This window comes from Pseudomonas sp. WPR_5_2 (genome assembly GCF_003634475.1).
GTDB lineage: Bacteria > Pseudomonadota > Gammaproteobacteria > Pseudomonadales > Pseudomonadaceae > Aquipseudomonas > Aquipseudomonas izuensis.
The window spans coordinates 1,029,462-1,055,489 of sequence record NZ_RBLA01000001.1 but is presented as its reverse complement, the minus strand read 5'-3'; the positions used below and the strand labels follow the sequence as shown (position 1 = coordinate 1,055,489).

The window sequence follows — 26,028 nt, the reverse complement described above, 5'->3', positions numbered from 1 at the left end:
GCCCAATGCTCGCCAGAGATTGCTGATCAACGGGTGCTCTCTAGCGCAATAGATGCACTGCCAAGCCCACGAGCGCACAGGCCAGCAACACCTGGATAACGCCCCGCTTGAAGCGAAACAGGGCAGTCGCGGCGGCAATCGCGATCAACGCTGAAGGCCAGTCGAGGCTGCCGCTGAAGCCCTTTGGCCAAAGCACGTGATAGCCGAAGAAGCACGCCAGATTGAGGATCACGCCCACCACTGCGGCGGTAATGGCGGTCAGTGGCGCAGTGAACTTGAGTTCGTTGTGGGTCGACTCCACCAGTGGGCCACCCGCGAGGATGAACAGGAACGAAGGCAGGAAGGTGAACCATGTCACGAGGGAGGCAGCCACAGCCCCCGCCAGAAACACCTGATCAGCCCCGAATAATTGCGAGACATAGGCCCCGACAAAACCGACGAAGGCCACCACCATGATCAGTGGCCCAGGTGTGGTTTCGCCCAGCGCCAGGCCGTCGATCATCTGAGTTGGGGTCAGCCAGCCATAGTGACCGACCGCGCCTTGATAGACATACGGCAGCACAGCGTAGGCGCCACCAAAGGTCAGCAACGCCGCCTTGGTAAAGAACCAGCCCATTTGGGTCAAGGTGCCTTCCCAACCAAAGAGGGCGGTCAAAATCCCCATGGGCAACGCCCACAGTGCGGCGCCGATCAGGGCCAGTGTTGCCAGTTTCAACCAACCGAACCGGGCGTGTGCCGGGGACGGCGTGTCATCATCAATCAAGGCCGGGCCGAAGGATTTTTCCGAAGCGCCATGGCCACCGGCCCTGAACTTCTCGGGCGCCAGGCGTCCGCCGACATACCCGATCAATGCGGCCCCCAGCACAATCAGCGGGAATGGCACATTGAACGCGAAGATGGCGGTGAATGACGCCGCCGCTATCGCCCACAGCCAATTATTTTTCAAAGCCCGAGAGCCGATTCGATGGGCCGCCTGCACCACGATGGCTGTCACGGCGGGCTTGATCCCATAGAAGAGCCCGGCCACCACGGGTACTTCGCCGAACGCGATATACATCCACGACAAGGCGATCAGGATGAACAATGAGGGCAGCACAAACAGTACCCCCGCAATCACGCCACCCCAGGTTCGATGCATCAGCCAGCCGATGTAGGTCGCCAACTGCTGGGCCTCCGGCCCAGGCAGCAACATGCAGTAGTTGAGGGCATGCAGAAAGCGGCGCTCGGAGATCCAGCGCCGCCGCTCCACCAGTTCCTGGTGCATGATCGAAATTTGCCCTGCTGGCCCACCGAAGCTGATAAAGCCGAGCTTCAGCCAAAACCAGAATGCCTCACGCAAACTGACGGCTTGCGGCCTCGACAGCTCTTCTTCAACCATGGGTGCCACAACCTTATTCATTGGGTTGTTCCTCTTTCACAAAACCGGTGAGCAGGCCATCGAAGATAGCGCTTGCAGCCGCCAGCAAGTGGTCGTCGTTGCGAATGGTTTCGCGTAGCCCTGCGAGCACACGCTCGATGCCGGCAGCCTCCACCGGTTGAATGCCTCCGATATCGAGGTAATGCACCAAGGCCGCAATACGGTTCAGTCCAGGCGCTTGAAGCTCAAAACTGGCTTGTAAAGTTTCGAAGCTCACGCGGTTGCCGACATGACTGAACGCCGCGTCATCGAAGTCGAACCCCAGCGCATCGGCCGGACAGTCCTGTGGAGAGTCCAGCCAGAGGATCTGAGCGTCAGGGTCTATGAAGCGACGGATTAGCCAGGCACAGGCCAGGCGGTCAACCCAAGGACGCTTGCGGGTTGCCCAGACACGCCCCTGATAATCACCACGGTTGAGTGCCGCTATGGGTTGGTTGCGGCTGTGTGGCTCGTCTGGGGACAAGGCTCTGTTGATGGCGATCTCAAACGCCTGCAAGGCTGAATCAATCTGCTGCTTGGGCTTACCTGGGAAGTAATCGATGCTGGCCAACTGCTCGTAGGCTTTGCGCAGCTTGCGAACCTGTTTCGTGATAGCCAATGCGTTTTCGGGATTGAGTTGTCCACGGCACTCTTCGATCTCTGCGCGCAGCTTGCAGTAGTCATCGCTACGGTCGAACAACTCGACAAAACGCTCACCATCAGGATCGACCACGGGCAGGATTAATGCGGTGCCATTGATGGCCAGGATGTCGCGCTCGATAGCTGCGAGCGCTTCACGGCAGGCATCGGTATCAGGCAACAGATAGGCACCATCACGCAGAACTGCCGCACCCGCCGCTTTCAAAGCACGCCAGGCTCGCATGCGTTCGGTGGCATTGGCGGTGGGTAATCCAAGAACCAGGGTTAGCCAATTTTTCATGTAGAGTGAGCTATTTATTATGTAGTAAATACTACATTACGCTTGATCTTTACGATTGGAAAGCTGCCCGCCAGGACTTTGGCGAGACCGTTTGGAGTAGGGGGGGCGCAAGCAGGGTCAATAGGCGCAGAGCGATGTGGACGGTGTCAAAAAGACAGTCCTCATGCCGTAGGCGTGCCCGAGGCATGAGTCGCCTGCAACGCACCCTGAAGGGTGCTCATGACCATTTCATGCAGCAGCTTGCGGCGTGCCCCCTTGTTTGCCTGGGACTCTGCCACCCAGGCCGGCAGTTGGTTGAGCAGGGAGACGATGCCGCTCAAGGTCGAGCGCCGGGTGATGCTCACCGGTGTACCGGTGAGTTGCTCTATCGTTTCCACCAGGTATTCCTCGTAGCGCCGGCGCAAGTCCAGGATCAAGGCATGCTGTTCGTTGTTCAGACAATGGAGGTCGTACTCCGCCAGGCGAAAATGCGCTCCCATGCTCTCATGCAACAAGAGGTGCGCCTCAAGCAGACCGCGCAGTCGTACGGCGGGTGTGGATTTGCGACGGTTCACCAGGCGGGCGCCATGAAGCAACTGTTCGTAGAGCTCCTCAATCAGTTCGAACAGCAGTGCCTCCTTGCTATCGATGTGGTTGTAAATGGAGCCGACCTTGATGCCCAGATAATCGGCCAGGTCGCGCATGCTGACCCGGCTGAAACCGCATCTGGCAAATAGCTCAAGTGCCTTGTGGCGGGTTTCCAGATAGCGCGAGTGGTGCACTTGTCCGATGGGCGCCGCCAAAAGAGCCTTCGGGCTGACGCAATGGGGCGTGACTGGCCGGGAGGCCGGCATGGCATCAATACCCCGATCGTTGCTCATCCCTCTCATACGCGAAACTGGCCCAACAGCCGATTGAGCTGGCCCGCCAATTGGCCCAATTCCAGGCTGGCGTCGTTGGACCGGTCTGCCGCCAGGGCATTCTCTTGGGCCAGCGTGGCTGCACGGGTGACATTCTGGTTGATGTCTTCGACCACATGGGCCTGTTCCAGGGTGGCACTGGCGATCGAGGCGTTCAGCTCGGTGAGGTTACGTAGCGCCGTGATGACCTGGTGCAGGCTCTCGCCGGTTTCGCGCGCCTGTTCCACGGTTTGCTGCGCGGCCTGACTGCTGGCAGTGATGACATTGACCGCCGCCTCCGAGTTGCCCTGCAGGCGTTCGATCATGCCCTGAATCTGCGCAGTGGATTGCTGGGTGCGCTGGGCCAGCAGACGCACTTCGTCGGCCACCACGGCGAAGCCGCGACCCTGTTCGCCAGCGCGCGCCGCCTCGATGGCGGCGTTCAGCGCCAACAGGTTGGTCTGCTCGGCGATGGCGCGGATGACTTCCAGCACACTGCCGATCTGGGTGCTTTCCTGGGCCAGGCTCTGGATCACTTCGACGGCTTGGCCGATGGTCTCGGACAATTGATCGATCTGGCGCAGGCTGCTGTCGATGTTGTGCTGGCCCTTGCAGGCTTGCTCATCGGCCTGGCGGACTTCGTTGGCGGCGTGCTCGGCGTTCTTCGCCACTTCCTGCACCGCATAGGAGACCTCGTGAATGGCGGCGGCCACCAGTTCCATCTGCTGCGACTGCTGCTGGCTGTGGCGTTGGCTATTGCTGGCAATTTCACCGAGCGATTGCGAGGCCTTGTCCAGATTGCCGGCAGTCTGCATGGACTGGCCGATCACCGCGCGCAGCTTGCTGGTGAACGCGTTGAAGTGGCCGCTCAGAGCGGTCAGCTCATCGCGCCAGCGGCTGTCCAGATGATGGGTCAGGTCGGCTTCGCCGCTGGCGATGTTTTCCATGGCATTGACCACCTGCGTCAGTGGCGAGGCGATGCTGCGGGCGATCAGCAGGATCAGCGCGCTGAGCAGCAGGGAGATCGTCACCAGTATGACGAAGGCCTGTATCAGCTGGCGGCGGAACTCGATTTGCACGTCGTCGACGTAGATGCCCGAGCCCACAATCCAGCCCCAGGGCTTGAACAGTTCGACGTAGGAAACCTTCTCCACCGGCGCCTCGGAGCCCGGCCTTGGCCAACGGTAGTGCACCAGGCCGGAACCGTCGCGCATGGCCACGGCCACCATCTCGTCGAATAGTGCCTTGCCGTCGGGGTCGCGGGTGCCGGCCATGCGCTTGCCTTCGAGCTTGGCATTGGGGTGCATGACCATCCGTGTGTCGAGGTCTTCGATCCAGAAGTACTCCTCGCGGTCATAGCGCAGGTCGCGTATGACCGCCCTGGCCTGTTGTTGCGCCTGCTCACGATCGAGACCCTGGCCTTCCAGGTTCTGGAAATGGCGCAGGATGCCGCTGGCGGTCTCGACCACGTGACGGGTTTTCAGCGCCTTGGCCGCATAAAGGTCCTCATAGTTCTGTTTGAGCATCAGGCCAGCGAGAATCAGCAGCATCAGGATGGACGTCAGCAGGATCAACCAGAGGCGACGGCTGATGGGAATATTGCGCAGGCCGGGCATGGGCAACTCCAGAAGGGGCGGAAGAGGGGAAGCCGGACGCAGTGGACGCTTCCGGCCAACGGGTCAGAGCGCGTAGTGGGCCAGCTCGCGGGCGATCAGCAGGCGCTGGACCTCGCTGGTGCCTTCGTAGATCTGGGTGATGCGCGCATCGCGGTAATAGCGCTCTACCGGGTAGTCCTCCAGGTAGCCGTAGCCGCCATGGATCTGCAGGGCGCTGGAGCACACGCGCTCGGCCATTTCCGAGGCGAACAGCTTGGCCTGGGACGCTTCTGACAGACACGATTGCCCGGCGCTTTTCAGGCGCGCGGCATGCAGCACCAACAGGCGCGTAGCATTGAGCCGGGTATGCATATCGGCGAGCAGGTTGGATACGCTCTGGTGTTCGATGATCGGCTTGCCGAACTGGACGCGTTCGCGGGCGTACCCCAGCGCGGCCTCGAAGGCGGCGCGGGCAATGCCCAAGGCCTGGGCGGCAATGCCGATGCGACCGCCTTCCAGGTTGGACAGGGCAATGGCCAGGCCCTTGCCGCGCTCGCCCAGCAGATTGGCCTCGGGGATCGTGCAATTGTTCAGAGTTACCGCGCAGGTATCGGAGGCCTTGATGCCCATCTTGTGTTCGCTGCGGTCGACCACGAAGCCGGGGTTGTCGGTCGGCACCAGGAAGGCCGACAGGCCCTTCTTGCCCAGCTCCGGATCGGTGACGGCGAAGACAATGGCCAGCTGGGCGCGCTTGCCGTTACTGACGAACTGCTTGGCGCCGTTGAGTACCCACTGGCCGTCGCGCAGTTCGGCGCGGGTGCGCAGGTTGTGGGCTTCGGTGCCGGCCTGTGGCTCGGTCAGGCAGAAACAGCCGATCGCCTGGCCACTGGCCAGAAGCGGCAACCAGCGGTCTTGCTGGGACGGGCTGCCATATTTGAGCAAGGGGCCACAGCCTACGGAATTGTGGATGCTCATCAATGCGCCGAGGGCGCCGTCGCCGGCCGAGATTTCCTCCACGGCGAGGGCGTAGGCCACATAGTCGGTGTAGCTGCCACCCCAAGTGTCCGGCACCACCATGCCCAGCAGACCCAGCTCACCCATCTGCGCCACCACGGCGTCATCGATCCAGCCTGCCTTCTCCCAGGCCTGGGCCTGCGGTCCGACTTCGCTGCGGGCGAAGTCCCGTGCCATGTCGCGGATCATGCGTTGTTCTTCGGTCAATTCGATATCGTGCATTGCGTTGTCTCCTGTCGATCAGGCCGTGCGAAGAGGGGAGGCGCAGGCTGGCTGGAAGCCGCTGAAAAAGGCCTGCACCCGAGGGGGTGCCAGCTCTGCCAGGGTGGACGGATTCCAGCGGGGGCTTTTGTCCTTGTCGATGATCAGGGCGCGTATGCCCTCCATCAGATCGCCCTTCTCGAACCACTGGTAGTCCAGGTGCAACTCCAGGGCAAAACAGTCGGCCAGGCTCAGGTAACGGCCGCGACGCAACAGCTCCAGTGTCGTGGCCATTGCCAGCGGCGAGCGGCTGTCGAGCAGCCCGACCGTCTGTTCGGCCCAGTCGCGCAGCTCCGGCCGCTGCTCACGCTGCAGCGCGGTGCGAATCGCCGGCACATCCGGCAGGGCGAAATACTCATCGATCACATCGCGATAAGCCTTGAGTTCCGACCCCGCAATACGCTCGGTGGCCAGACCGTCGAGCAGGTCTCGCAGGTCTTCTTCAGGCGCAGGGGTCCAGTTCAAGTGATCCAGGGCGGCATCCAGTTCCGCCAATCGCTCGCTGGCCAGGCAGTAGTCCGCCAGGTTGGCATAGAGCGCATCGGCGGCCCGTACCTGGCAGCCTGTCACCCCCAGATAGGTACCCAGCTCACCCGGAAGGCGCGGCAGGAAATAGCTGCTGCCGACGTCGGGGAAAAAGCCGATGCCGACTTCCGGCATGCCCATCCGCGTGCGCTCGGTGATCACCCGCAGCGAAGCCGCCTGCGCCAGCCCCATGCCGCCGCCCAGGACAAAACCGTCCAGCAGCGCCAGCACCGGTTTTGGGTAGCCATGCAGGTACTCGTCAAGGGCGTACTCCTCTTCGAGGAACAGCTCGTGCAGGTTGTCACCGGCCGTGTGACTGTCGTACAGCATGCGGATGTCGCCACCGGCGCAGAAGGCTTTTTCCCCGGCGCCCCGCAGGGTCACGGCGACGATCTCCGGGTCCTGTTCCCAGACCCACAGGTACCGGCAAAGCAGTTTCACCATGGGCAGGTCCAGGGTGTTCAATGCGCTCGGTCGATTCAGCGTCAGGTGGCCGATGCGGTTGCGCACACTGGCCAGCACCGGGGCTTGCTGCTCGCTCATGCTCAGGCTTCTCCACGGAACAATTTGATGATGGCGGAGAAGTCCAGGCTGCCATTACCTTGCAGGCTGAAGGTCTGGTACAGCTGCTGGGCGGCAGCGCCGAGCACCACCGGTTGACGCGCATGCCTGGCGGCTTCGGTGGCGAGGCCGAGGTCCTTGAGCATCAGGTCGGTACCAAAGCCGCCACTGTAACCACGCGAGGCCGGCGCGTTTTCCAGCACGCCGGGGAACGGATTGTTGATCTCCGAACTCCAGCAGCGACCGGTGGAAGTACCGATGACACCGGCCAGCACCTTGGCGTCCATGCCCAGGGTCACCCCCAGGGCCATGGCCTCGGCGACGCCGACCATGGAGATGCCGAGCAGCATGTTGTTGGCGATCTTGGCCACCTGGCCGTTGCCTGCAGCACCGCAGTGCACGATGTTGCGGCCCATGGCCGAGAGAATCGGCAGGGCCTGGTCGTACACGCTGACCGGGCCGCCGACCATGAAAGTCAGGGTGCCTGCCGTGGCGCCGCCGGTGCCGCCGGATACCGGTGCATCGAGCATCGGATTGCCTTGGGCAAGGGCGAATTTGGCCACCTCGCGGGCGCTGAGCGGGTCGATGGTCGAGCTGTCGATCAGCAACACGCCCGGGCCAATGTTGGCCAGCAGACCGTCCTGGCCGCGATAGACCTGTTTCACGTGGTCGGCGGTCGGCAGCATGGTGATGATCACCTCAACCCTGGCTTTGGCCACGGCGGCGGGGGAGTCGGCGGCGCTGGCGCCGGCTTCCACCAGGGCGGCGACCGCCTGGGGGAAGGGATCGAAGACGGTCAGGCTGTGGCCGGCCTTGAGCAGGTTGCGGGCCATTGGGCCGCCCATGTTGCCGAGTCCGAGAAATCCGATATGCATGATGACTACCTTTTGCGAGTGGGGGGCACGCTATTGCGCATCGCCCGGTAATGGCGGGTACTGCACCGTTGAGCGTCTGGCGGCCGATGCCGGGCACCGGCCGCCAGGGATCATTTCAGGGTGATGGTGGTGTTCACGGCGCCGCCGGTGTCATCCTCGTCGAACCAGCGCTGGGTGATCGTCTTGGTCTGGGTGTAGAACGTCACCACTTGCTTGCCGTAAGGGCCCAGATCGCCGAGCTTGGAAGCGCGCGAACCGGAGAAGGAGAACAGCGGCACCGGTACCGGGATCGGCACGTTGATACCCACCTGGCCGACGTCGATTTCTTCCTGGAAGTGACGGGCCGCCGCGCCGGAGCGGGTGAACAGGGCGGTGCCGTTGCCATTCGGGTTGGCGTTGATGATCTCGATTGCCTCGTTCAGGGTGGCGGCGTGCATGACGCACAGCACCGGGCCGAAGATTTCTTCGCGGTACACGGACATTTGCGCCGTGACGCCGGAGAAAATGGTCGGGCCGACGAAGTTGCCGTCCTGATAGCCAGGTACGCTCGGGTTGCGTCCATCCAGTTCGAGCCTGGCGCCTTCTTCGATGCCACTGGCGATCAGGCTGTTGACGCGATCCAGGGCTGCGCAGGAGATTACCGGACCGATATCGGTACCCGGTTCGGTGCCGCCATTGACCTTGAGGGTTTTGGTCCGCTCGATCAGGTCCGGCAACCAGGCCTGCGCTTCACCCACCAGGATCACCACCGGCAGGGCCATGCAGCGCTGGCCGGCAGCGCCGAAGGAGGCGCCCAGCAGGTTGTTCAGCGTCTGCTGTTTGTTGGCATCGGGCAGGACGATGGCGTGGTTCTTGGCCCCCATCATGCACTGTGCGCGTTTGCCGTTTTGGGTGGCGCGGTTGTAGACATGGGTGCCGACCTTGGTCGAGCCCACGAAGGACACGGCCTTGATGTCCGGGTGGTCGCAGATCAGGTTCACCGCATCGACGCCGCCGTGGATGACGTTGAGCACGCCCTTGGGCACACCGGCCTCCACCGCCAGTTCCACCAGGCGCATGGTCACCAGCGGGTCTTGCTCGGACGGCTTGAGGATGAAGGTGTTGCCGGTAGCGATGGCCATCGGGAACATCCACAGCGGAATCATCGCCGGGAAGTTGAACGGGGTGATACCGGCACACACGCCCAGCGGCTGCATCAAGGTGTAGGTGTCGACGCCGTTGGCGACGTTGTTGGCCAACTCGCCCATTTGCAGATTGCCGATGGCGGTGGCGTGCTCGACCACCTCCAGGCCACGGAACACATCACCTTCGGCATCGGGCAGGGTTTTGCCCTGTTCGGCGGTGAGCAGGGCGGCCAGTTCCTTGATGTTCTCGCGGATCAGCTGCTGGTATTTGAAGAAGATCCGAGAGCGGGCGCCGATCGGTGTCTTGCGCCAGGTCTTGAAGGCTTCCTTGGCGCTGGCCACGGCAGCGTCCATTTCCTCGGCGGTGGCGAAGGGCACGCGAGCCAGGACTTCCTGGGTGGCCGGGTTGACCACGTCACGCCACTGGGTGGTGCGCGATTCGACGAACTCGCCGTTGATCAGGAGCTTGACGCTTGGAACGATGGAAGAGGTCATTTTCGGGTCCTGCCTGCTTTCTTTGGGTCGAGTTAAGCCCCTCGGCCAGATTGGCCGAGCGGTCGGATTTGAATTCGAAAGGGCCGGCGTACCGGCCCGGATTCAGCCCTTGAGCTGTGGGAAGTCTTCTTCGAAGTACTCGTGAGCGCCGCGCGCGTCGCTCTGACGGCGCTGTGCTTCCATCTGCCGCAGTTCTACCCGGCGGATCTTGCCGGAGATGGTTTTGGGCAGCTCGGTGACGAACTCAATGCGTCGCACCCGCTTGTAGGGCGCCAGGTGCTCACGGGCAAAGGCGAGGATGTTGCCGGCCAGCTCGGCGCACCCGGGTTCGTCATGGGCCAGGATCAGAAACGCCTTGGGTACGGCCAGGCGCACTGGGTCCGGGCTTGGCACCACGGCCACTTCCATCACCGCCGGGTGTTCGATCAGTGCGCTTTCCAGCTCGAAGGGACTGATGCGGTAGTCGGAGGCTTTGAACACATCGTCGGCGCGGCCGACAAAGGTGATGTAGCCATCATCGTCGATCTGCGCGGTGTCGCCGGTACGGTAGTAACCGTCGCGCATCACCTCGGCGGTTTTCTCCGGGCTGTCCTCGTAGCACAACATCAGGCCCAGTGGTCGCACGTCCAGTGGCAGGGCCACTTCACCTTCATTGCCGGGTACGCCATCGGGGTCGAGCATGGTCACCCGATAGCCCGGTAGCGGACGGCCCATGGAGCCGGGCTTGAGCAGTTGGCCGGGCGTGTTGCCGACCAGGGCGGTGGTTTCCGACTGGCCGAAGCCATCACGCAGTGGCAAGTCCCAGGCATGCAGGATCTGCTCGATGATCTCCGGGTTCAGCGGTTCACCGGCGCCCACCAGTTCGCGCAGGTTCAAGCGCGCCTTGTAACTGGCCAGGTCTTCCTGGATCAGCATGCGCCACACGGTGGGCGGGGCGCACAGGCTGGTGACGCCATAGCGTTCCAGAGCGGCGAGCAGGGCGGGGGCGCTGAAGCGCGCGACATTGTGGATGAAGATGCAGGCGCCGGCGTTCCACGGTGCGAAGAGGCAGCTCCAGGCGTGCTTGGCCCAGCCGGGTGACGAGATGTTCAAGTGCAGGTCGCCCGGCTGCAGGCCGATCCAGTACATGGTCGACAGGTGGCCGACCGGGTAGCTCTGGTGACTGTGCAGCACCATCTTCGGCTTGGAAGTGGTGCCCGAGGTGAAGTACAGCAACATCGGGTCGGTGGCCAGGGTGCGGCCCTCGACTTCGAACTGTTCGGAGTATTCGCTGGCGGCGCTGTGCGGGGTCCAGTCGGCAGGGCCCGGGCCGACGCAGACGCGGCTGCAGCCTTCGCCCAGACCGGCGAACTTGTCGACGTGGGCGCCGCCGACCACGAGGTGGCGAACCTGGCCGCGTTCGATGCGGTCGCGCAGGTCATCGGGCGTCAGCAGGGCGGTGGCGGGAATGACCACGGCGCCGAGCTTGAAGGCAGCCAGCATGGTTTCCCACAGGGCGACGTCGTTGCCGAGCATCAGCAAGATACGCTCACCGCGGCGCACGCCGAGGTCACGCAGGTGATTGGCCACCTGGTTGGAGCGCAAGGCCAGCTGTTCGAAGCTATAGCGCTGTTCGCTGCCGTCTTCTTCGACGATCCACAGGGCGTTGGCCTGGTTGCCCTCGGCCATCGCATCGAAGTAATCCAGTGCCCAGTTGAACTCGTTCAGCTGCGGCCAGCGGAAATCACGCGCGGCAGTGGCGTAGTCGGTACGGTGGGTGAGCAGGAAATCCCGAGCGGCGAGGAAGGGTTGGCAGTGGCTGTTCATTGGAGTCTCCCGAGAGCCGTGCGGGTACTTGATAGCGGGGAGACGGCGGCAAGCATGAATGTCTTCACGGTGGGTGCCCTTGGTTGTTTTTGTTGGGTCTGAGCCGGTTCATGACCAGGCTGTGGAACCCAGTATAGGCATGCAAAAATCAATTAAGAATGCTCATAAAAACCGGTGCGTTGTGCAAAAAAATCATGGATGTTGCGCGCCGGTCGGGAGCCGTCCGCACCGTCAGGCGATGCGAGCGGCCCCCGTCTTGCGGGGGATTTACCAGAGCGCCAGGGTATAGCTGAGGATCAGGCGGTTCTCATTGAGGTCGTTACCGAAATGGCTGGTACGCACGGTTGCGTTGCGCCACTTGAGACCGACGCTCTTCAACGGGCCGCTCTGCACCACGTAGCCGATGTCGGTGTCGCGCTCCCATTCGCGGCCCTCGGGTTTGCCGGCGCCCAGATCGATGTTGTCGCCGGACAGGTAGCGGGTCATGAAGGTCAGGCCGGGAACGCCCAGCGCGGCGAAGTTGTAGTCGTAGCGCGCCTGCCAGGAGCGCTCGTCCCTGTTGGCGAAGTCACCGATCTGCACGAAGTTGACGAGGAAAGCGTCGCTGCCGTTGACGTAGGCGAAACCGGTATCGCCGCTCATGCGCTGGTAGCCGAGACCAAAGGCATGGCCGCCGAGTGCGTAAGTGAACATTGCGCCCAATGCCGTGTTGTCGATGTTGCTGCTGCCGTCGTCGGTGGAGCGGGCGTAGCGCAGGTCGCTCTTGAGCGACTGTCCCTCGGCCAACGGCAGCACCTGGACCAGGTTGAGTTGGTGCTGGTGGTAGAAATTGTCCAGGCCACCGTAGCTGTAGCTCGTGTTCAACCGCTCGTTCCACTGGTAGGCCAGGGTGGCGAAATCGAAGGCATTGCTCCGCGCCTGGCTGCCGACGATGCCTTTGGCGCCGGTGGTGGTGATGCCCATTTTTTCGTCGTCCGAGGAGTCACGCTGGTTGACCCGATCCAGGTGTCCGGCATCGATGGTCAGGCCCTTGATCTCCTGCATGTTCAACTGGCCGCCGCGAAAGGTTTGTGGCAGCAGGCGCGAGTCATTGGCCAGCAGCACCGGTAGCTTGGGTGCCAGGGTGCCGAGTTTGAGCACCGTGCTGGAGGCCTTGAACTTGGCGGTCAGGCCCATTTCGCCGTATTCGTCCTTGGCGCGCCGGGGTGACTGGTTTTCGCGTTTGAGCAGGCCGGACCCGGCGCGATCGGGGCTGGAGTCGAGCTTGACGCCAAGCAGGCCGAGGGCATCGACGCCGACGCCGATCATGCCGTCGGTGTAACCGGACTCGTAGCGCAGCAGGAAGCCCTGGGCCCATTCTTCTTGCATGGACTGGGTGGCACCCGCCTGACGGTAGTCACGATTGAAGTAAAAGTTGCGCAACTCCAGTTTGGCCTTGCTGTCTGCGAGGAAGTCCGCATGGGCTTGGGTGGCAAGGCTGCTGCCTGCCAGGAACAGGGTAAAAAGAGTGGGTTTCATTGCATGCCTCTTGTTGTTATAGGCAAGCCGTTCCCGCACTGGCCGGGACCAGTGGAGGGAAGGCTTGTTGAAGGTGCCCGGCGCGGGGTGGCGCAGGGCGGGAGTAAAAAAGCGCGACGCTAAGGGGTGAACTCGCGCTCAGGGCATAGACCCCGTAAAACGGCGGCGTTAGTGACTGCTGGCCATGGCCGCGCCCAGGCCGGTCTGGGCGCGGACGAACTGATCGGCATAGGCGGCGCGCTCACGGTCGGCGCGTTCGCTGCGGTCCAGCCGGGACACCACCACGATGACCAGGAAGGCCAGGGGCATGGAGAACAGCGCCGGCTGATCGTAGGGGAAGATCGCCTTGGCATGGCCCAAAACACCGACCCATACCGATGGCGAACCGATGACCAGGACCAGAGCGCTGATCAGGCCGGTGAGGCCACCGTAAAGGGCGCCACGGGTGGTCAGGCCCTCCCAGTACATGGCCATGATCAACACCGGGAAATTCGCCGAGGCCGCTATACCGAACGTCAGGCCGACCAGGAAGGCAATGTTCTGGCCCTCGAACAGAATGCCCAGGGCGATCGCGACAATGCCCAGACAGACCGTGGCGATGCGCGACACGCGCATTTCCTGCTTCTCGTCGGCCTTGCCCTTTTTCAGCACCGACGCATAAAGGTCATGAGAGATCGCCGAGGCGCCAGCCAGGGCCAGGCCGGCCACCACGGCAAGGATGGTGGCGAAGGCCACGGCGGAGAGGAATCCGAGAAACAGGTTGCCGCCCACGGCCTTGGCCAAGTGCATGGCTACCATGTTGCCGCCGCCGATCATCGCGCCGCCGAGCTTACCGTCCACGTAATACTGCGGGTCCGTGCCGACGATGACGATGGCGGTGTAGCCGAGGATGCAGACCACGAGGAAGAAGAAGCCGATGAACACCGTGGCGAATAGCACCGATTTACGCGCTTCCTTGGCATTGGGCACGGTGAAGAAACGCATCAGGATGTGCGGCAGGCCGGCGATGCCGAAGACGAGGCCAAGGGACAGTGACACCGCGTTGACCGGGTCGGCCAGCAAGGTGCCCGGGCCCATGATCTGCACGCCGCTGGCATGCACCGCCACGGCTTGGGCAGCCAGCGTCTCGAAGCTGAAGCCGAAGCGGCTCAGGGCCATCAGCATCAGGGTCGTGCCGCCCGCCAGCAGCAGCACCGCCTTGGTGATCTGCACCCATGTAGTGGCGAGCATGCCGCCGAAGATCACGTAGACCAGCATCAGCAGGCCGACCACCACCACCGCCGTGCGATAGTCGAGGCCGAACAGCAGCTTGATCAACTGGCCGGCACCGACCATCTGCACCACCAGGTAGCAACACACCACCGTCAGCGAGCCGAGGGCGGCGAAGCTGCGCACGCGGGTTTGATCCAGGCGCAAGGAGACGATGTCGGCGAAGGTGTAGCGGCCCAGGTTGCGCAGGCGCTCGGCCATCAGGAAGGTGACGATGGGCCAGCCGACGAAGAAGCCAATGATGTAGATGAAGCCGTCATAGCCCTTGGTGAACACCAGGCTCGAAAGGCCCAGAAGCGTGGCTGCCGACATATAGTCACCGGCGATCGCCAGGCCATTTTGAAACCCCGTGATACCGCCACCGGCACTGTAGAAGTCGGCAGCGGAGCGCGTGCGGCGGGACGCCCACCAAGTGATCAACAACGTGGCGAGGACGAAGACGAAGAACATGCCGATGGCATGCACATTGAGCGGTTGCTTCTCTGCGGTGATGGGGTCGGCGTTGGCCAGCAGGGGGCAAAGGGCGAGAAGGGCGGCTATGCGTTTCATGCGCGGGTCTCCTGGAGGATCTGCACGCTGAGCGCGTCGAAGCGGGTGTTGGCGGTATGCACGTAGCTGGCGGTCAGCAACCAGGACAGCAAGATAATTGCCACGCCAATCGGCATGCCGAGGCTGAGGTGACTGCCCTCGTACAGTGGCCGGTGCAGCCAGGCAGGGGCGAAGGCCACCACCATGATGAAGCTGTAATAGACGGCCAGGACGGCGCCGCTCAGTGACCACGCCAGCATTGAGCGCTGGCGTGTGAGGCGCTGGAACTTGGGATTGGCCCTGACCTGGTCGCAGGTCCGGGCGTGGTTCGGATGGTCGGTCGTCATGGTGAGGCTCCGCTTTTAATTGTTTTTGTTGGTCGGCCTTTTTAGGGGCGTACGGGTACCCGAGCGACGTCCCGAAGCGGGACGTCGCCTGAATGCTGTTGCTGGAGTCATAGCCTCTCTGGTGATCTTCCCGAGACGAGGGGAAGGTGGAATGTCGCAGGGATTGCGCCGACAGGGTGCTCGCTGCATGAGCCTTCGGCTGGCAAAAATATGGCCGTGATTTCGCTGCCGCGCAGCTGCCTGTTTTCGGTTTGAAAGCTGACGTTCCGCCCTGCATTCATGCTGTTAGCCCTGATTGAGTTTGGGACCTCCCTGGCCGAGAAACGGTGCTGGTCAAATCACGTTGAATGCGAGTATATGGTTGCAAATTTCCAATATGTATTGGCAGAAAAGCCTGATGAATATGCAAAAACGCACAACGCAAAATCATGTGAATTGGGACGATATGCGCTTCTTTCTCGAAGTCGCCCGTGCCCGCACCGCCAGTGGTGCAGCACGCCGCCTGGGGGTGGACTACACCACGGTGTCGCGGCGCATCCGCGCGCTTGAGCAAAGCCTGGGTGCCCTGTTATTCGAGAAATCGCGAACGTCGGGTTTCGTCCTGACGGTGGAGGGGCAGCGCCTGATCAGCCACGCCGAAACACTGGAAAGTACGCTGCTGGCAGCCTGCGAACAGGTTTCCGGAACCACCGGGGGGCTCGCCGGGCACCTGCGCATCGGTTGTACCGAAGCCTTCGGCTCCTGCTTCATCACCACGCAGATGAGCCACTTCATCATTCACTATCCGCATATCTCAGTGGACATCCTGCCGGTCCCGCACTTCGTCAACCTGTCGCGGCGCGAGGCGGACATCGCCATCACCCTGGAGCGGCCCGAGCGCGGTCCGTACGTGTGCTCGCGCCTGTGCGACTACCGCTTGCGTCTGTATGCGACACCGGAGTACCTGGCCAACCATCCACCGATTACCAGCAGCGAGGATTTGGCGAGTCACCCGTTCGTGACCTATGTCGAGGACCTGGCCTTCAGCTTCAAGCTGCTCTACTTGAACGACCTGCTGCCCGGCGCCCACAGTCGCCTGCGCAGCACCAGCGTCGTCTCCCAGTACCACGCAGCGCTGGAAGGCCGCGCGCTGGCCATCTTGCCCTGCTTCCTCGCCGGTCCCGACCCGCGCCTGTGCGAAGTGCTGCCGGACCAGGTGGAGGTCACTCGACAGTTCTGGATGTACTACAGCGAGGATCTGCGAAAGCTCAAGCGGATCACCTTGGTAGCCGACTACCTGCGCGCCTGTGCGGAGCTCAATCATCCGCTGCTGATGGGCGAGTCGCGCGCGATGGCCTATCTGCCGTCGCCATGAGTTGCATTGATCCCAAATTGGGAGGGGGCGATGGTGGCCGTCATGGGCTTTTCTTGTGTTGGCTCCCCATCGCCTCTACTGGCGTTATCTCGCCCATCTGCTGCGTATTGAATGAAGGGGGGATACGAAAATGAGTCGCGGTGTCATTTTCACAACTTTTGGCAGTGGGTTCTTTTCCTACCGGTGGCTGTCAGTCATATCTTTGCCAGCGGATGAACTATTCTCCCAAAACAACACCGCAGATCGAAGAAACAGTGCGCAAGGTCGATACGACCAGAATGCTAATGGATACCAACTGACCATTCTTCGGGATCCGGCATCCCTGATCGCCATCACCCGGAGTACGCTCCGTGAGAATCAAACAGCCCCTGCTTGCTCTTCTATTGCTCGCCTTGCTGTTTGATGGCTGTACGACACTCAATGTTCCTCACGAACCCAGCCAGGCGTTACCTGCGAGCGATTCGGCGTTCGGTCGTTCCATCCAGGCCCAGGCAGCCCCCCATCAGGGCCAATCGGGTTTTCGCTTGCTATCCGATAGTGCCGAGGCTTTCACCGCACGCGCCGAGCTGATCCGTAACGCCCAAAGCAGCCTCGACTTGCAGTATTACATCGTCCACGACGGCATTAGTACGCGGATACTCGTGAGCGAATTGCTCGACGCCGCCGACCGCGGAGTCCGCGTGCGGATTCTGCTCGATGACACGACCAGCGATGACCTGGACCGAATTATCGCGACGCTGGCTGCCCACCCGCAGATTCAGATCCGCGTGTTTAATCCACTGCATTTGGGCCGCAGCACCGTCGTGACGCGAACGATGGGCCGCCTGTTCAACCTATCGCAGCAACACAGGCGCATGCACAACAAATTGTGGGTGGTGGACAACAGCGTGGCGATCGTCGGAGGGCGCAATTTGGGGGACGAGTATTTCGATGCCGAACCCAACAAGAATTTCACCGACATCGACATGCTCAGTGTCGGCCCGGTTGCAGAACAGTTGGGGCATGGTTTTGACGAGTACTGGAACAGTGCTCTGAGCAAGCCGATCGAGCAGTTTCTCTTCACCATGCCGACAAACAAGGACCTGAAAAATACCCGGACCCGGCTGGACGAATCCCTGGAGGAAACGCGTAAACAGAATCATGCTCTCTACCAACAGTTGATGTCCTACACCACTCACCCACGTCTGCATGTCTGGCGCCGCGAGCTGATCTGGGCCTGGAACAAGGCGATGTGGGATGCACCGAGTAAGGTCTTGTCGAAAGGCGAACCACCCCCGCACTTGCTGTTGACTACCCAGTTGGCACCCGAGCTTGACGGGGTCAACAAGGAGCTGATCATGGTCTCCGCCTACATGGTGCCCGGACAACCGGGGTTGATGTACTTGACCAGTCGTGCCGACGCTGGCGTGTCGATCAGCTTGCTGACTAACTCACTGGAAGCCACCGATGTGCCCGCTGCGCATGGTGGTTACGCCCCTTATCGCAAAACCTTGCTGGAGCATGGTGTGCAGTTGTTCGAGTTACGCCGCCGGTCCGGTGACAGCGACAGCAGGCCACGCCTGTTTCACAGCGGATCTTCCAATAGTTCCGATTCCAGCCTGCATAGCAAAGCGATGATTTTCGACCGGCAGAAAGCTTTTATCGGTTCGTTCAATTTCGACTCGCGCTCATTATTGTGGAACACCGAAGTCGGAGTGTTGGTGGATAATGCGCAACTCGCCGGCCGGGTGCGCGAGCTGGCCCTGGAGGGTATGGCACCCACTCTCAGTTATCATGTCGTGCTGGAAAAGTCTCAGTTGGTCTGGGTCACCGAGGATGACGGCAAGCAGCATACGTTGACCAAGGAGCCGGGGAGTTGGTGGCGACGTTTCAATTCGTGGCTCAGCAGCACGATCGGGCTGGAGAGGATGTTATAGCTAAAAAAGAGGCCAGATCTTGCTGTTGGAGGTCACTCCATTCATTTCACTTTCAGGACCGGGATGAACCATGCGAATGTGGATAGGGGTCACGGCACGGCTTATCAACCCATTGATTATGGCTGCGGGTATTAGCCTTTTCGCAATTGTCCCTAATGCGCAGGCTCAGGCCACACCTCAGGCCAATCAAGAGATAAAGGGCTTGCTGGACTTTGTCGAACACAGCAAGTGTCAGTTTGTGCGCAACGGGAGCGAATACCCAGGTCCCCGCGCTCGGGCGCATCTGGAGAAGAAGCTGAATTATCTCGAAGGCAAGAACATGGTGAACAGCGCAGAAGACTTCATCGATCTTGCTGCCACTAAAAGCAGCATGAGTGGCCGCGCCTATGAGGTACGATGTTCGGAAGGCGTAGAACCGGCAAGCATCTGGTTGAAGCGGGAACTCCAGAGGCAACGGCAACTTCATTGATGTTGTGCCATGAAACGCATACTTGAACGACTACGTGGCCGGGCTGGAAATCTAAAACGGCTAACTGGGGTCTTATGGTTTTGCTATCAGCATCCGCAAACGCCTTGGTTACCCCAATGGGTGTCGATTTTTATCAGGCATAGGTGTATGGCTTTAATGCATAACGCCTGCTTGAACCACTAGTGAGGTGCGTGCAGATCGATCTGGAGTACGGGCGCATCGTTCCCAACTTCACCTATCTGGAGTCCTACGTCGGTGACATTATCTGGAATTACAAATTCCACCGATCCTTCCTTTGAACTATGGCTGGCTACCAGCTCGTTAAGATCGTTTTCCGGTGCGCGCAGTACGCCGCCTATCAGCAAGCGGAAAGAAGCCGCCCAAAAGTTTGCGTCGTATCGGTCATTGTTGGTCATGCGCACTTCGAATCTCAACGAAAGTTTGCTCGGAGAATGACGATCAAGCCGCGCTGATAATATTTTGTAAACGGCGTCCCCGACTCTTACCTCTGCGCCGGACGAAAGAGTTATAGGGTAGGGCTTCGTCTCTTCAATTGACGACGGCATTGGCGCCTTGGCGGTTGTGTCAGCTCGGCTTTCACCTCCCGTCGCCTGCGTGACGGTGCCATTGGGAACCTGCGTGGCCTTTTTGGTTTGCGTTTCAAAGAAGCCAGCTTGGTTGAGAGCAACAATCAAAGCCGCTATTGCCGTAATAATGCCGGCGGTTGCCGTCAAAATACCGGGAATGGTCTGCCACCATCCTTTGGATCCTGGCTCTTCGTTCATCGCTTGATTTCTCGGCTTTTCAAGTTTTGGAATTTGCGAGCAGACATCGCCTCTTACTAACCAACGACTATTGAATGACATGTGATGTTGCGATGGAGTGTCTATAACGTTCCTTGTCGTCCTGTAAGTCATTGTTAGCTTAGAGGTAGTCGCGGCAAACGCAACATTGCTCAGGCTGGCGCAAAGCGCAGCGCATATTCCTTGGGGCTTACACCCAGGCGTCTGATAAACGCTTTGCGCAGCACATCGACATTGCTGTAGCCGCATTGACGTGCAACCTGCTCCATTGAATGTCCGCCCAGCTCAAAAGCCCGACAGGCGGCTTCGAGGCGAACGTCTTCGACATACTTCGCCGGCGTGGTCCTCAAGTCCCGCTGAAAGGTCCGGATCAACGTTCTGACACTGGTCGACATCCGGTCTGCCAGTCTCTCGACCGTAAGGTCGGTGTGCAGATGCTCACTGATCCACAGGCACAGCTCATCCAGACTTGAACCCGGCGCACGCTGCGATTGAAGCGTGACACTGAACTGCGCCTGTCCCCCCGGACGCCGCAGGAACAGGACCATGTTTTTCGCAATCTCCATCGCGACGTGATCGCCCAGGTCCTCGCTGACCAACGCGAGGGTGAGATCGATTCCCGCCGAGATGCCTGCCGAGGTATACACGTTGCCGTCTTTCACCCAGATAGGGTTTGCGTCGACCTCGATTAGCGGAAAACGCTCTGCCAGCTCGCGTGCCATCTGCCAGTGGGTGGTTGCCCGACGACCCTCCAGCAGCCCGGCCTCCGCCAAGGCAAACGCGGCGACACAGATCGAGCACACGCGCCGCACGCTGGTGGAACGCGCCCGTATCCACTCGATGGCCTCTTCGTTCAAATGACCCACTGACTGCTGGCCCGCCGCGACAATCAAGGTGTCAATGGGCTTGTTCGCCTGGCGCTCTTGCTCAAGGGTTTTATGCGCCGTGAGGTTGATGCCCGTGCTGCTGGCCAAGTGAAGGTCGTCGTCCGATGAAACCAGGTCCAACTGGTAGGGGACGGTTTCGCCGTCGTGCAGGCTATTGGCGAAGGCAAACACCTCGGCAGGGCCGATCACATCGAGTGCATCGACCGGGGGCATCCCCAGAATCACCACGCGTTTTTGCATCTGCCCGGGGCGCAGAGGGCGGGTGTTCGTTTGTTTTTTCACGGTTGTCCCCTGTGGGTGTCCGACGTCAATTTGGCACGAATCAACTGAAAATAGTCAATTTGGACAAATCAGAATCATTAGATTGGAGCGAGGTCAATCTCAACCCTGGGAAGCAAGCATGAACACACCCGTTACAGTCGGCGGCATCATCGCACCGGATTCAGAACTCACCCGCAAGGCCGCTTCGCTGGTTGAGCGGGTCCACTCCAGGGCGCTCCTGAATCACGTACATCGCACATGGTGGTTCGCCGATTTCCTCGGCAAGCAGCGCGGGCTGAAGTACGACCGGGAAACCGTTTACCTCGCTGCGCTGTTGCATGACTTGGGGCTTACCGACGAGTTCTGTGCCGACCAGCGTTTTGAAGTCGATGGCGCCGACGCGGCCAGCCGATTCCTGTTAGCGAACGGGTATTCGGACGCGAAAGCGCAACTGGTCTGGGATGCGATCGCTCTTCACTCCAGTGCCGGCATCGCGGACCGCAAGCAACCGGAAATCGCCCTGATCTACATGGGGGCTCATGTCGATGTCATGGGCCTGTTCATGGAGGAAATCACGCCATCACTGATTGATGAAACGCTCGCCCTTTACCCACGCGTCGGAATGAAGGCCGCGTTTACTCAAGCGGTGGCCGAAGTTGCCCGGAAAAAACCGCATACCGCCATTGGTACCGGGCTGGGGGATGTTGGACGTCGCCACATACATGGTTTCGATTGCCCGAACGTGTGCGACCTGATCGACAACGCTCCATTTGAAAGCTGAGAGGCCGTTGCATTGTTCTGCAGCGACGAGAGGCTTCAACCCGCGAGCCGGTGGTTGAAGTCAATTGACAGTCGGAGCACAGGCTCCAATTGCTTGAGAGGAATACAGTCATGAGCGAAGTGGACATTCTTGTAAGCGGTGCAACCGGACGTACGGGTGGGGCTGCCATCGATGAGCTGCTCAAGATGGGCAAGCGTGTGCGGGCTTACGTACGCACGGACGATGAAAGGGCGGCGGCCCTGCGCGAGCGCGGGGTTGACATTGCGATTGGCGATTTCACGAATATCGATGATATCCGTGCGGCGATGGAAGGCATCCGTTCGGCCTATTTTCTTTATCCGCTGGCACCGGGAATCATCGACGGTGCGGCCTATTTTGCCCAGGCAGCGAAGGAGGCGGGGGTACAGGCGATCGTGAACATGTCGCAGATCTCCGCACGGCGCGAGTCCAGGAGTCATTTGGCACAGGATCACTGGATTTCCGAGCGCGTTTTCGACTGGTCGGGGGTACCGACAACGCACCTGCGCCCCACATTCTTCGCGGACTGGCTCGTCTACCCGCACTTCGCGAAGGAGATCCTGGCCAGGAAAAAAATCGAGTTCCCCTTCGAGCATGGCCGTCACGCGCCCATCGCGACCGATGACCAGGGGCGGGTGATCGCCCACCTCCTGGCCAACCCTGCGGGGCACGAGGGCAAGATTTACAGCCTGCATGGGCCGGTCGAGATGAATCACACGGAGATCGCCGCTGCCATGAGCGAAGTGCTTGGCGTGCAGATCCAGTACGCACCGACATCGATCGAGGCGTTCGAGCACAAGATGGAGCACGAGTACAGGTTTCCGCCGGCCTTGGTACAGCACCTGGTCGAAGTCGCTCAGGATTACCGGGAGGGCGTCTTCGCGGGGGTGAACGATGTCGTGGAGAAAGTGACCGGCACGCCCGCGTTGTCCGTGCAGGCGTTCATCGAAAAATACCGGGACGCGTATGCGTGACGAGGTGAAACACACTGGAGTCGGTGGCGCTCAGTAGGTGTGGCTGAACAATAGTCCAGCCTCACCATCCGGGCTGGCGTCGGTAAACCCCTTGACGGCATACAACTGAAACTTCCAGTTCTGATTGAGCTTGTGGGTGAGGAAGAGTGTGAGCTCCTTGATCGGGTCGCCGGTGGAAATGACCTTCTGCCGCCAGTCGTAGGACACGCCCGCGGAGGTGCGTGCGAACACGGGGATGGCGAAGCCCAGGCCGGCGAATATCGGATTGTCGAAGTTGGAGCCCGACGGATCGCCGTACTTTTTCCAGCCCAGGGTGGCGAACCCGGTCAATCGGCCGAAGGCCTTGGCGACATCGACCTGGGCGGAGAAGTCGGTTTTGCCGGTGCCCAGGCACTTGTCTTCGTCGGCGGTGGGCAACTTGACCTTGCCGATCAGGTCCACGAAAAGTCCGCTGATGCTACCGTCAAGCACGGCATAGTCGGCACCGGCGACGGTGTCGCCCAAACCGCTTTCCACTTTGCCGCAGCCACCGGGCAACGGCTCGCCGTCGGGGCCGACCGAAGGATTGGTGATGCGCAGCCAGGGCACCGTGAGCTTGTAGGTCATGGGACCGGTTTCGTATTTGCTCACCAGTGGCACGTACCAGGTTTCAGACGTCGTACCGGTGCCATAGTCGCCCCGTGAGTAGTCGGTTCCAATCGAAGTCGTGAAGGTATCGGCCAGGGCTGGCAAGGCCAGGCTGGCAAGCAAACCGACGAGCAGGGCGTGCCTGGGGTTCATGTTCACCTCGTGTGTTCCATCATCGAAGTTCACACGCATGCTTTGTTGCGTGACTTACCCAGCCTAGTTACTTATGGCAATTGTGCATCATGCCTGCACGGTTTAACTCCCTTTGCCGGAGCGATCGACTCTTTCAATCTTCTCGACCTTTTCGACTTTCTCGACCTTCTCGACTTTTTCTGGCCGTTCAACTTTCTCGACTTTCTCCGGGCGTTCGACCTTGTCAACTTTCTCCGGGCGATCGACCTTTTCGACTCTTTCTACCTTCTCGACTTTCTCTACCTTTTCGACCCTTTCGACTTTCTCGACTTTGTCGGGTTGCTCGACCCTCTCGATACGCTCTGACTTGCCGGACTTGTCCACGCTTTCCAGCCTGTCGCTGCCGCCATGACTGTCATTGCCCCCGTGGCGAGTGTCGTCGCGCACGCTGTCTTCGCTCTCGGAACGGCCACTCCTGTCACTGCCCGAGTTTCCCGAACTGCCGGAGTTGTCGGAGCTGCCGGAGCTGCCGGAACTGTTGGAATCGCTCGAATTGCTCGAACCACTTGAGTCGTCCGTGTTTTGCTCGTTGGTTCGCAGTTGTCCGTGTTGGTTGCTCGCGGGTGAATCGGAGTGTTCTCGGGGCAATTCGATGCGCGTTGCCCGCACGTCCCGCGCACCACTGAACACACCGCTGACCCGCACGCGTCGATCCAGCGCCAGCTCCGACGGCTGCACACCGACGAACACGGTGTCGCGCGCCAGCGTCACATTAAAGCCACCCACCACCCATTGACGGTCGTTCCGGCCCTGTACCAGGCCCTCGATCACCGCATTGTGTACCCGGCCAATGAAAGGCAGGCTCGGATCGGGTCGGCTTTGGGTCACGTTCAGCTCACGGCCGGACCACTGGCCGCGTACCAGCATTTCCTGCGCCGGGCCCGGGTTATTGCCGAGTTTGATCCCCTGGAGATAACCGCTGCGATCCACCGGGCCGATAGCGCTGGCCTCCTTGAGGTCGGGCGCCCGGTCGATACGGCTGGCGACCACTTCACCTCGGGCATCGCGCAGCCCGCTGACCCGTACGGGATCACCGGGGCGCAGGCCGGAAGCGACTTGAGCACCGCTGGCCAGGCGTACCGGTTGCCCCATGACACGCATGGGCATGGAATCTCTCGGCAGGGCAGTCAAGGGACCTTCGTAGACGTGCAGGATGGAAATGCGTCCGGCCTCCAGGCCGCGCCGGGAATTGAACGCTTCCACGGCAACCACTTGGCCTATCGCCAGGTGGGTGCTGGTGGCGGCAGTGCCATTCTCGCTGACCGGAACGTTTTTGTTGAAGTGCACTTCCAGGCCATTGACGCAGATCGATGCGAAACCGGTGATGGTGCCGACAATGCCGGTGCCACCGATCCCGCCGTTGTCGTTGCTGATGCCCGTGCCACCCACGCCGCCTGCAACGTCACCTGTGCCGCCCATGCCGCCAGGGCGTTTTTTAATTGGTGCGCCGGTACCGCCGACTCCGCCGTTATCGGTGTCGATGCCGGTACCGCCCATGCCACCAGGCGCCGCGCCCGTACCGCCGGTGCCGCCCGGTGCCTGGATGACCGGCTCTCCACTTATGCCCGCATTATTCTGACTGACACAGGCGGGGGCGGCTTGCAGCACAATGGGAAGCCCGAGGCCCAGAATGAGGGCGATTGCACGGATCAGGCGCAAATGGAGGGTCATGGCTTAGGGGCCGTCGGCGAATTGGGATCGGACGCTTCGGTGTAGAAATACAAGCCGACCGTGATGCGCTGGCGTGGTTCAGGGCTGGGCAGGTCCTTGAATTCCAGTTCGGCGGCGAGTCGGTTGAAACTCAGCAGGGCTTGCATCCCCTCGCTGGCAACGGCCTCGCGCAACACCTCGACGCTCATCGGGGCCAGTGCGTCATAGTGGACGCTGCGCTCAAAAAAGGCCGGACCTTCGCTGGTCAGGTTGTGCACCGCAGCGCAGGCATGATCATGCAGGTTATGCCCCAGGTAAGCCGTTTTCTCATCGAAGCCCTTTTGCGGCACGAAGGCCTGGACTTCGAGGTGCACGCACTCTTGCTCGTCAAGGCGCACGACGCCCAGGCGCAGCCACTCATCCAATACCACCCGCGCCCTGATATCGGTGCTGACTTTCGCCACCAAGGCGTCAAAGGAGCGGTCGCCGCCGACGCTGGCCAGTCGAGGCAGCGGCAGTGGCTGGCCGGCGTTGTCGCAAAAAGGCGCGTTGGTCCAGGCGTTGACCAGTTGCGCACCGAAGGTGATGTTTTCCGGAAGGGTGGAAGAAACAGGGTCGCCGGTATCGCGCAAGCGCCGTACATCCTTGCGGTGCACGCCGGTGAGCAGACTGATGCGGCTGTCGGTCGGTACCTTGTCGTCCAGGCGGAATTCACGGTCCGCCACCTCGACGAAAACCTCCTTGAGCAGGTCGGCGAACACCAGGTAGGTGACGCCTTTGCGCAGCATCAGGCGTACCAGCGGCCGCATGACATGCCGCAGGGCTTTGAGGAGGGAGGCGGGCAGGGTGGACGATTGCATTCAGCGCATTCCTGGATAGACAACCCCTAGTATAGCTGTGTGGGAAATAATCCCATGAATGCTGGCATGTGTTTTTTGCCGTGCCTCATACAAAACCGGTCCCA

General features: G+C 61.0%; 22 protein-coding genes. 5 read left to right on the top strand and 17 right to left on the bottom strand.

Features of this window, described 5'->3' with window-relative positions; genetic code table 11:
* Nucleotides 1–40: 40 nt before the first annotated feature.
* The 12 genes from chrA to BJ917_RS04645 form a co-directional block, all read right to left on the bottom strand.
* Nucleotides 41–1,399 (bottom strand): chromate efflux transporter, encoded by a 1,359-nt coding sequence (chrA, locus tag BJ917_RS04700; RefSeq protein WP_096510599.1) that lies wholly within the window; start codon nt 1,397–1,399, stop codon nt 41–43.
* Nucleotides 1,392–2,336, bottom strand: a complete 945-nt coding sequence (locus BJ917_RS04695; protein WP_121102271.1) for a chromate resistance protein ChrB domain-containing protein — start codon at nt 2,334–2,336, stop codon at nt 1,392–1,394. Before BJ917_RS04695 ends, chrA begins: the two co-directional genes overlap by 8 nt.
* Before the next feature lie 161 nt (nt 2,337–2,497).
* Nucleotides 2,498–3,169 (bottom strand): TetR/AcrR family transcriptional regulator, encoded by a 672-nt coding sequence (locus tag BJ917_RS04690; protein WP_121103096.1) that lies wholly within the window; start codon nt 3,167–3,169, stop codon nt 2,498–2,500.
* 32 nt (nt 3,170–3,201) lie between these two features.
* A complete protein-coding gene (locus tag BJ917_RS04685; protein WP_096510601.1) occupies nt 3,202–4,830 on the bottom strand; it encodes a methyl-accepting chemotaxis protein in 1,629 nt (542 codons plus the stop codon).
* A 63-nt stretch (nt 4,831–4,893) separates the two neighbouring features.
* A complete protein-coding gene (locus tag BJ917_RS04680) occupies nt 4,894–6,045 on the bottom strand; it encodes an acyl-CoA dehydrogenase family protein (protein ID WP_096510602.1) in 1,152 nt (383 codons plus the stop codon).
* 18 nt (nt 6,046–6,063) lie between these two features.
* Nucleotides 6,064–7,152, bottom strand: a complete 1,089-nt coding sequence (locus BJ917_RS04675; RefSeq protein WP_121102269.1) for an enoyl-CoA hydratase/isomerase family protein — start codon at nt 7,150–7,152, stop codon at nt 6,064–6,066.
* A 2-nt stretch (nt 7,153–7,154) separates the two neighbouring features.
* The gene (mmsB, locus tag BJ917_RS04670; protein WP_121102267.1) at nt 7,155–8,045 is read right to left on the bottom strand and encodes a 3-hydroxyisobutyrate dehydrogenase; all 891 of its coding nucleotides are present in this window, start codon (nt 8,043–8,045) and stop codon (nt 7,155–7,157) included.
* 110 nt (nt 8,046–8,155) lie between these two features.
* Nucleotides 8,156–9,664, bottom strand: a complete 1,509-nt coding sequence (locus BJ917_RS04665) for a CoA-acylating methylmalonate-semialdehyde dehydrogenase (RefSeq protein WP_121102265.1) — start codon at nt 9,662–9,664, stop codon at nt 8,156–8,158.
* Nucleotides 9,665–9,766: 102 nt separating this feature from the next.
* Nucleotides 9,767–11,470 (bottom strand): AMP-binding protein, encoded by a 1,704-nt coding sequence (locus tag BJ917_RS04660; RefSeq protein WP_096510606.1) that lies wholly within the window; start codon nt 11,468–11,470, stop codon nt 9,767–9,769.
* A gap of 267 nt (nt 11,471–11,737) precedes the next feature.
* Nucleotides 11,738–12,988 carry an OprD family porin gene (locus tag BJ917_RS04655; protein WP_121102263.1) on the bottom strand — a complete coding sequence of 417 codons (1,251 nt, stop codon included), beginning with the start codon at nt 12,986–12,988 and terminating at the stop codon, nt 11,738–11,740.
* Between the two features lie 168 nt (nt 12,989–13,156).
* The gene (locus tag BJ917_RS04650) at nt 13,157–14,806 is read right to left on the bottom strand and encodes a cation acetate symporter (protein WP_096510610.1); all 1,650 of its coding nucleotides are present in this window, start codon (nt 14,804–14,806) and stop codon (nt 13,157–13,159) included.
* Nucleotides 14,803–15,132 carry a DUF485 domain-containing protein gene (locus tag BJ917_RS04645; protein ID WP_096510612.1) on the bottom strand — a complete coding sequence of 110 codons (330 nt, stop codon included), beginning with the start codon at nt 15,130–15,132 and terminating at the stop codon, nt 14,803–14,805. Before BJ917_RS04645 ends, BJ917_RS04650 begins: the two co-directional genes overlap by 4 nt.
* Before the next feature lie 403 nt (nt 15,133–15,535).
* Between BJ917_RS04645 and BJ917_RS04640 the strand changes: the two genes are divergently transcribed.
* The 3 genes from BJ917_RS04640 to BJ917_RS04630 all read left to right on the top strand — a co-directional run bounded on the left by BJ917_RS04640 (nt 15,536) and on the right by BJ917_RS04630 (nt 18,871).
* A complete protein-coding gene (locus tag BJ917_RS04640; protein ID WP_197706313.1) occupies nt 15,536–16,486 on the top strand; it encodes a LysR family transcriptional regulator in 951 nt (316 codons plus the stop codon).
* 350 nt (nt 16,487–16,836) lie between these two features.
* A complete protein-coding gene (locus BJ917_RS04635) occupies nt 16,837–18,402 on the top strand; it encodes a phospholipase D family protein (RefSeq protein WP_121102261.1) in 1,566 nt (521 codons plus the stop codon).
* Between the two features lie 70 nt (nt 18,403–18,472).
* Nucleotides 18,473–18,871 carry a DUF5329 domain-containing protein gene (locus BJ917_RS04630; RefSeq protein WP_121102258.1) on the top strand — a complete coding sequence of 133 codons (399 nt, stop codon included), beginning with the start codon at nt 18,473–18,475 and terminating at the stop codon, nt 18,869–18,871.
* A gap of 179 nt (nt 18,872–19,050) precedes the next feature.
* Here BJ917_RS04630 and BJ917_RS04625 read toward each other — a convergent pair whose 3' ends face one another.
* On the bottom strand, nt 19,051–19,737 hold the full coding sequence (locus BJ917_RS04625; protein WP_147432544.1) for a hypothetical protein: 687 nt from the start codon (nt 19,735–19,737) through the stop codon (nt 19,051–19,053).
* An 89-nt stretch (nt 19,738–19,826) separates the two neighbouring features.
* Entirely contained in the window at nt 19,827–20,801 is a 975-nt protein-coding gene (locus BJ917_RS04620; protein ID WP_121102254.1) for a GlxA family transcriptional regulator, read from the bottom strand.
* 160 nt (nt 20,802–20,961) lie between these two features.
* Here BJ917_RS04620 and BJ917_RS04615 point away from each other — a divergent pair, with 160 nt between their 5' ends.
* Both BJ917_RS04615 and BJ917_RS04610 read left to right on the top strand, forming a co-directional pair.
* Nucleotides 20,962–21,603, top strand: a complete 642-nt coding sequence (locus BJ917_RS04615) for an HD domain-containing protein (RefSeq protein ID WP_121102252.1) — start codon at nt 20,962–20,964, stop codon at nt 21,601–21,603.
* 110 nt (nt 21,604–21,713) lie between these two features.
* The gene (locus tag BJ917_RS04610; RefSeq protein ID WP_096510625.1) at nt 21,714–22,595 is read left to right on the top strand and encodes an NmrA family NAD(P)-binding protein; all 882 of its coding nucleotides are present in this window, start codon (nt 21,714–21,716) and stop codon (nt 22,593–22,595) included.
* Between the two features lie 30 nt (nt 22,596–22,625).
* On the opposite strand, the gene BJ917_RS04605 is transcribed toward BJ917_RS04610, so the two are convergent.
* The 3 genes from BJ917_RS04605 to BJ917_RS04585 form a co-directional block, all read right to left on the bottom strand.
* The gene (locus tag BJ917_RS04605) at nt 22,626–23,375 is read right to left on the bottom strand and encodes a hypothetical protein (protein ID WP_121102250.1); all 750 of its coding nucleotides are present in this window, start codon (nt 23,373–23,375) and stop codon (nt 22,626–22,628) included.
* 102 nt (nt 23,376–23,477) lie between these two features.
* Nucleotides 23,478–25,085: a DUF5666 domain-containing protein gene (locus BJ917_RS31700; protein ID WP_147432543.1), complete on the bottom strand. Its 1,608-nt coding sequence runs from the start codon at nt 25,083–25,085 to the stop codon at nt 23,478–23,480.
* Nucleotides 25,082–25,924, bottom strand: coding sequence for a DUF6502 family protein (locus BJ917_RS04585; protein WP_121102243.1), 843 nt, complete (start codon nt 25,922–25,924; stop codon nt 25,082–25,084). Before BJ917_RS04585 ends, BJ917_RS31700 begins: the two co-directional genes overlap by 4 nt.
* Nucleotides 25,925–26,028: the final 104 nt, after the last annotated feature.

Bases quoted from the DNA above. Each gene is read 5' to 3' on its own strand.
- mmsB (WP_121102267.1), bottom strand. From the start codon at position 8,045: ATGCATATCGGATTTCTCGGACTCGGCAACATGGGCGGCCCAATGGCC.
- BJ917_RS04680 (WP_096510602.1), bottom strand. From the start codon at position 6,045: ATGCACGATATCGAATTGACCGAAGAACAACGCATGATCCGCGACATG.
- BJ917_RS04685 (WP_096510601.1), bottom strand. From the start codon at position 4,830: ATGCCCGGCCTGCGCAATATTCCCATCAGCCGTCGCCTCTGGTTGATC.
- BJ917_RS04695 (WP_121102271.1), bottom strand. From the start codon at position 2,336: ATGAAAAATTGGCTAACCCTGGTTCTTGGATTACCCACCGCCAATGCC.
- BJ917_RS04620 (WP_121102254.1), bottom strand. From the start codon at position 20,801: ATGCAAAAACGCGTGGTGATTCTGGGGATGCCCCCGGTCGATGCACTC.
- BJ917_RS04615 (WP_121102252.1), top strand. From the start codon at position 20,962: ATGAACACACCCGTTACAGTCGGCGGCATCATCGCACCGGATTCAGAA.
- BJ917_RS04625 (WP_147432544.1), bottom strand. From the start codon at position 19,737: ATGTCATTCAATAGTCGTTGGTTAGTAAGAGGCGATGTCTGCTCGCAA.
- BJ917_RS04690 (WP_121103096.1), bottom strand. From the start codon at position 3,169: ATGCCGGCCTCCCGGCCAGTCACGCCCCATTGCGTCAGCCCGAAGGCT.
- BJ917_RS04630 (WP_121102258.1), top strand. From the start codon at position 18,473: ATGCGAATGTGGATAGGGGTCACGGCACGGCTTATCAACCCATTGATT.
- BJ917_RS04665 (WP_121102265.1), bottom strand. From the start codon at position 9,664: ATGACCTCTTCCATCGTTCCAAGCGTCAAGCTCCTGATCAACGGCGAG.
- BJ917_RS04585 (WP_121102243.1), bottom strand. From the start codon at position 25,924: ATGCAATCGTCCACCCTGCCCGCCTCCCTCCTCAAAGCCCTGCGGCAT.
- BJ917_RS04650 (WP_096510610.1), bottom strand. From the start codon at position 14,806: ATGAAACGCATAGCCGCCCTTCTCGCCCTTTGCCCCCTGCTGGCCAAC.
- BJ917_RS04645 (WP_096510612.1), bottom strand. From the start codon at position 15,132: ATGACGACCGACCATCCGAACCACGCCCGGACCTGCGACCAGGTCAGG.
- chrA (WP_096510599.1), bottom strand. From the start codon at position 1,399: ATGAATAAGGTTGTGGCACCCATGGTTGAAGAAGAGCTGTCGAGGCCG.
- BJ917_RS04605 (WP_121102250.1), bottom strand. From the start codon at position 23,375: ATGAACCCCAGGCACGCCCTGCTCGTCGGTTTGCTTGCCAGCCTGGCC.
- BJ917_RS04655 (WP_121102263.1), bottom strand. From the start codon at position 12,988: ATGAAACCCACTCTTTTTACCCTGTTCCTGGCAGGCAGCAGCCTTGCC.
- BJ917_RS04675 (WP_121102269.1), bottom strand. From the start codon at position 7,152: ATGAGCGAGCAGCAAGCCCCGGTGCTGGCCAGTGTGCGCAACCGCATC.
- BJ917_RS04640 (WP_197706313.1), top strand. From the start codon at position 15,536: ATGCAAAAACGCACAACGCAAAATCATGTGAATTGGGACGATATGCGC.
- BJ917_RS31700 (WP_147432543.1), bottom strand. From the start codon at position 25,085: ATGACCCTCCATTTGCGCCTGATCCGTGCAATCGCCCTCATTCTGGGC.
- BJ917_RS04660 (WP_096510606.1), bottom strand. From the start codon at position 11,470: ATGAACAGCCACTGCCAACCCTTCCTCGCCGCTCGGGATTTCCTGCTC.
- BJ917_RS04610 (WP_096510625.1), top strand. From the start codon at position 21,714: ATGAGCGAAGTGGACATTCTTGTAAGCGGTGCAACCGGACGTACGGGT.